The organism is Halomonas sp. BC04 (assembly GCF_000568385.1).
The window spans coordinates 1-5456 of the sequence record NZ_AZQX01000384.1 but is presented as its reverse complement, the minus strand read 5'-3'; the positions used below and the strand labels follow the sequence as shown (position 1 = coordinate 5456).

General features: G+C 65.5%; 5 protein-coding genes and 1 pseudogene. 5 read left to right on the top strand and 1 reads right to left on the bottom strand.

What is annotated here, in order from left to right; genetic code table 11:
- Window positions 1–748, top strand: a pseudogene (locus Q427_RS25770) (NAD(P)H-dependent glycerol-3-phosphate dehydrogenase); the annotation flags it as partial.
- Window positions 741–1232 carry a phosphohistidine phosphatase SixA gene (sixA, locus tag Q427_RS25765; RefSeq protein ID WP_043518274.1) on the top strand — a complete coding sequence of 164 codons (492 nt, stop codon included), beginning with the start codon at window positions 741–743 and terminating at the stop codon, window positions 1230–1232. The pseudogene Q427_RS25770 and the gene sixA, both read left to right, overlap by 8 nt.
- 29 nt (window positions 1233–1261) lie before the next feature.
- Here the strand turns inward: sixA and Q427_RS25760 are convergent, their stop codons facing one another.
- The gene (locus Q427_RS25760) at window positions 1262–2209 is read right to left on the bottom strand and encodes an AEC family transporter (RefSeq protein ID WP_043518272.1); all 948 of its coding nucleotides are present in this window, start codon (window positions 2207–2209) and stop codon (window positions 1262–1264) included.
- Window positions 2210–2432: 223 nt separating this feature from the next.
- On the opposite strand from Q427_RS25760, the gene Q427_RS25755 reads away from it, so the two are divergent.
- Genes Q427_RS25755 through Q427_RS25745 form a run of 3 tightly spaced genes read left to right on the top strand, consistent with a single transcriptional unit; the run spans window position 2433 to window position 5052 of the window.
- Complete coding sequence (locus Q427_RS25755) at window positions 2433–3248, top strand: alpha/beta fold hydrolase (protein WP_043518270.1); 816 nt, start codon at window positions 2433–2435, stop codon at window positions 3246–3248.
- Window positions 3245–4114, top strand: a complete 870-nt coding sequence (locus tag Q427_RS25750) for an alpha/beta fold hydrolase (protein ID WP_043518268.1) — start codon at window positions 3245–3247, stop codon at window positions 4112–4114. The genes Q427_RS25755 and Q427_RS25750 overlap by 4 nt, the downstream gene beginning before the upstream one ends.
- Window positions 4115–4128: 14 nt before the next feature.
- Complete coding sequence (locus Q427_RS25745) at window positions 4129–5052, top strand: patatin-like phospholipase family protein (protein ID WP_231613926.1); 924 nt, start codon at window positions 4129–4131, stop codon at window positions 5050–5052.
- Window positions 5053–5456: the final 404 nt, after the last annotated feature.

Below are 5456 nucleotides of genomic sequence, written 5' to 3'. Positions count from 1 at the left end.
AAGCTGATGAGCCAGATCTCCAGGAGGAGACGGCTTCACCCATATCGGGTGATCTCGGGGCCCAACCTGGCCACGGAGATCGCCCAGAAACAGCTTACCGCCACGGTGGTGGCCAGCGATGACCCGCTGACTCGCACCCGGGTGCAGCAGGCGCTGAGTTGCGATTATTTCAGGGTCTATGCCAGTAACGACCGCTATGGTGTGGAACTGGGCGGGGCGCTCAAGAATATCTATGCGATCGCCGCCGGCATGGCCGCCGCCCTGGGCATGGGCGAGAACACCCGCAGCATGCTGATGACCCGGGCGCTGGCCGAGATGGGGCGGTTTGCGGTGGACCAGGGGCCAACCCCATGACGTTTCTCGGGCTCGCCGGCGTCGGCGACCTGATCGTCACCTGCTCGTCGGACCTGTCGCGCAACTACCGGGTCGGCTATGCGCTGGGTCAGGGGAAGTCCCTCGATGAGGCGGTGGCGGCACTGGGCCAGGTGGCCGAGGGGGTGAACACGGTGCGCCTGGTGCGCGACAAGGCGCGTGAGGACGATGTCTACATGCCCCTGGCCGAAGGCTCTACCAGGTGCTCTTCGAGGGTGTGCCGGCGCGGGAAATGGCGCGCATGTTGATGCGAGGTGAGCAGAGCAGCGATGTGGAATTCCTGCTTTCGCGGGAGGACGTGCAGCGGGCCCACCGGCGGGTAGAAGCCGCCGACGATCCGCCCGGGGCCAGCCGGCGGGAGGTGCGCGATGAGTAAGCGACTGCTGATCATGCGCCATGGCGAGGCCGGCCCGGGCAGCGTCGATGCCGAGCGCAAGCTTACCGCCCGCGGTCATGCCGAAGCCGCGCGCATGGCCGACTGGCTGCAGTATCAGGAGCTCGATGAGGCACGCATCCTCGCCAGCCCCTATGTGCGCGCCCGGCAGACTGCGGATCATGTGGCGGCCAGCCTGGGCCGTGAGGTCGAGAGCCTGGCCATGGTAACGCCCGACGACCCCCCCGAGGCGGTGAGTGATTGGCTGCTGGAGCAGCCTGGTCGAGAGCCACTCGTGTTGGTCAGCCACATGCCGCTGGTGGGTGCGCTGGCGGGGCTATTGGTCGAGGGGCGAAGCGACCGCGGCCTGGGGTTCACTACCGCGGCGGTGGCTGAGCTCGAGGCCGAGGTGTGGGCGGCGGGCTGCGCCAGGCTGCGACGTTTCATGGCGCCGAACGACGTAGCCTGGCCAGATAAACGTACCTGACCCTGAAGCGGTGCTGTGAGCAGCCCGCCTTAGATCAGCCCGGCGAGGCGCAGACCGAAAGCACCCAGGGTGATGGTCACACTGGCCATCAGGGTGGTCAGGGCGATGATATTGGCGGTGAGCACGGCATTGCCGCCCATCGCCTTGGCCATCACGAAGGCCGCCGCTGCCGTGGGGCTGGCGAAGAACAGGAAGAGGATGCCGAGTTCGCGTCCCTGGAAGCCGGCCAGCCAGGCGGCTCCGGTGGCCAGCGCCGGTATCGTGATCATCTTCATCAGGCTGGCACTGGCGGCCAGTCGTCCCGATGCCCGGATCGAGCCCAGTGAAAGGGTGGCGCCGATACAGATCAGTGCCAGCGGAAGGGTCAGCGAGGCAAAGTACTCCCCTGAGGTCATCAGCCAACCGGGAAGGCGCCACTCCATGGCGGCCACCGGCACCGCCACGACCACGGCCAGGATCAGCGGGTTGTGCGCAATATGCGAAATGATGCTGCGCCAGTTCGTGCTCTGATCGGGCTGATAGGTGGCCAGGGCAATCACCGAGAAGGCGTTGTAGGTGAGAATCACCACTCCCAGAAGCAGGCCGCCGGCAGAGAGACCGTAGTCACCGTACATGCCGGCGGCAAGAGCCAGCCCGACGATGCCACAATTGCCACGGAAGGCGCCCTGGACATAGACGCCGCGGTCCGCATGCGGCACGCGCAGGGCGGCCCAGCCCCAACTGAACAGGAAGCTTCCCAGGGTGGCCAGGGCAAAGAAGCCAAGCAGCAAGGGGTTCAGCGTGGCGTCCAGGTCGGCCTTGATGATGCTGAGAAAGATCAGCATCGGCATGGTGCCCTTGAAGACCAGCAGCGAGGCGGTGTTGATGAAGGGCTGATCGATCCAGCCGGCACGCTTCAGGCCCAGCCCGATAAAGACCATGATGAAGACCGGCAGGGTGACTTCCAGGGTGCCGAAGAAGACGTCGATCAGTTCCATTCAACGCGCCAGCCACAGGCCGACGGTCACGGCGGCGATCACGGTGATCCAGAAGACACGGTTACGGATTCGGGTATCACGCGGGGGGCGCGGCGCTGGCATGGCGAGACTCCGTTTGGGCGTGGACATGGGGGAGCCGAGGGTTCGACTTGGCGAAATAGGGTAAACCCGTTAGCCTGCTATCGCCACAGACATTATGTCTTGCTTGACACTGGACACTATCATGACCGCTTCCCCCGCTAGCCAACGACCGCGATTGATCTTCGCCCATGCCAATGGCTTTCCCGGCATGAGCTACCGCAGCCTGCTGGCGCCGCTGCGCGAGTGCTTCGATGTTCACCCGGTCGACCGCCTGGGCCATCACCCCGACTACCCGGTCGGTCACAACTGGCTGGCACTGCGAGATGAACTGCTCGACCACCTGACCCACAGCGAGGAGCCTGCCATCGGCGTGGGACACTCCATGGGCGGTGTGCTGATGGCCATGGCCGCCGAGCGTGCCCCCGAGCGCTTTCGCTGCGTGGTCATGCTGGACCCACCGCTGATGCTGGGGCTGGATGCCTGGGGGATGAAGATGGCCAAGCGCTTCGGCTTCATCGACCGGGTCACGCCGGCGGGCAAGTCCCGGGGACGGCGCTCGGCGTGGCCGGATCGTGACGCCATGGCCAATCACCTGCGTCGTCGGGGCTTGTTCCGGCGCTTCACCCCCGATGCGCTGCACGACTATGTCGAGGGAGGTACCCGGCTGGGTGACGATGGTTCGGCCGAACTGGTGTATGACCCCGCCATCGAGACCGAGATCTTTCGTCAGCTACCCGACCACCTGACCAGCTTGCCGCGTCGCCTGCAGGTACCCTTCGGCCTGATCGCTGGCCGCGATTCCGATCTCATCACGCCGGCCCGCCGTCGGCGCCTCGAGCGTCGCCGGATCAAGCTGTCGCTGGTGCCGGGTACGCACATGTTTCCCATGGAGCATCCCGAGGAGACACGCCAGGCGTTGTTGGCAATGCTGGATGAACTGCTGGGGGCAGCGGCATGAGCGATCCACGAGCCATCCGCCTCGCCGGCGGACGTCTGGCCGGACTCAGCTGGGGCGATGACGCGGCACCGACCTGGTTGGCGCTGCACGGCTGGCTGGATAACGCGGCGAGCTTTACGCGACTGGCCCCGCTTCTGGCACGGCGTCTGCACATACGGATCGTGGCCATCGATTTCTCCGGGCACGGCCATTCGCAACATGCCGCGGGCGATTATGCGCTGTGGGATTACTGCCACGACCTGCTGGATGCCGCCGATGAACTGGGCCTGGAGCGGGCCACGCTGCTGGCCCACTCCATGGGGGCAGGCGTGTCCTGCCTGACCGCTGCGGCGCTACCCGAGCGCGTTGACCGGCTGATCCTGATCGATGGCCTGGGAGCGCTTACCACCCCGGCCGGCGACGCTGCACAACAACTGCACAAGGGGCTTCGTGCCTTCCGTCGTTCCCTATCGGCCGCACCGCGCTATCCTGATATCAAGACCGCCGTGGCGGCACGGGTAGCCGGCGGCGTGACGCCCATCGATGCCGATACCGCGAGACCGGTAGTGGCGCGCAACCTCAGCGACGAGGGAGACGGTCATGTGCGCCTGCGAACCGATGGTCGCCTGCTCTGGCCCTCGCCGGTGCGCCTGACGCCCGAGCAGGTCCTGGCGCTGCTGGGGGCCATCAAGGCGCCGGTGCTGTTGATCGAAGGCGACAGCGGCATACTGGGAGAGAGGGAGTCGGCGGCCGCCGCACGCTCGGCGGTCTCGGTGCTGACTCGCCGGGTGTTGCCCGGTGGGCATCACCTGCATCTGGAGTCCGGTGCGGTGGCGGCAGTGGCCCAGGCGATCGTCGACTGGCAAGTCCTGGACGAGGGAGTGTGACAGGGAGTGACATCATGGGTGGTGCAACGGCAACAAAGACGGGCAAGCGTGTCGCCCTGACCCTCGGCAGTGGCGGGGCGAGGGGCTATGCCCATATCGGCGTGATCGACGTGCTCGAGGCCCGCGGCTACGAAGTCGTGGCGATTTCCGGCTGCTCCATGGGAGCCGTTATTGGTGGTATCTATGCGGCGGGGGAGCTCGATGCCTACCGCGATTGGGTTTGCAAGCTCGACTACTTCGATGTGCTCAAGCTGGTGGATGTCACCTGGAGCCCCATGGGGGCCATGCGCGCCAGCAAGGTGATGAGCAAGCTGGAAGAGCTGGTCGGTGACTGCCTGATCGAGGACCTGCCGATCCCCTTGACCACCGTGGCCACCGACCTGGCCCGCCAGCGTGAAGTGTGGTTCCAGACGGGCTCGCTACTGCGTGCCATGCGTGCCTCCATTGCCATCCCCGGCGTCATCACCCCGGTGCACATCGGCTCCCAGACCCTGGTCGATGGTGGCCTGCTCAATCCCTTGCCGATCATCCCTACCGTATCGGCCCATGCCGACCTCATGCTGGCGGTGAATGTCACTGCACACAGTCCACAGCCGGTGACACTGGAGGAGCTGCTACCGCCCGATCAGGGCATCGCGGCAGTGGAAGAAGAGAGCGCCTCTTCGCTGAGCGGCTGGATGGACGTTCGCGGGGCGACTCGGCGTCTGCTGGACGGGTTGGGCAACGGTGGGGCTAACGACGTGGATAATGAAGCCGGGGAGGGGAAGACCCCCAATGGGCGCCGCGCCTGGGGGCGGCTGGACATGATCCTGGCCTCCTTCGATATTACCCAGGCGGCCCTGGCGAAGTACAAGGTGGCAGGCTACCCCCCCGATATCCTGATCGAAGTCCCCAAGACGGTCTGCGGCGCCTTCGAGTTCCATCGTGCCGACGCCTGATACGGCTCGGACGCACCTTACCCTTCAGGCGCTGGACCAATACGAAGGTCGCAGCCAGGTTGGCAGCCCGGGAATGATCGTTCAGCCGCCCCAGTTGCCGGCGGAGCGCGAGTCGGGCGGCGGTCCCTGACGCGTCTTATGGCCAGGCGCAGTCAGGCGATTGCCACCCTGTAGACATGATGGATTGACCTGCCCCTCCTCAACGTCGTGGGTTACGTTGAAGTTGGGCAACAACACAGAGCCACTATTGAGGGAGGCAGGTCATGAAACAGTCTAACGCAACTCAACAGGTCGTTGTGGTACGTACCGCCGCTGAGCGACTCAACGCAGCCAGCTACGTCCATGCCGCTTATATCGGACTGGATGTTCACAAGGCTACCATCGCGGTCTCCATCGCCGAGGCG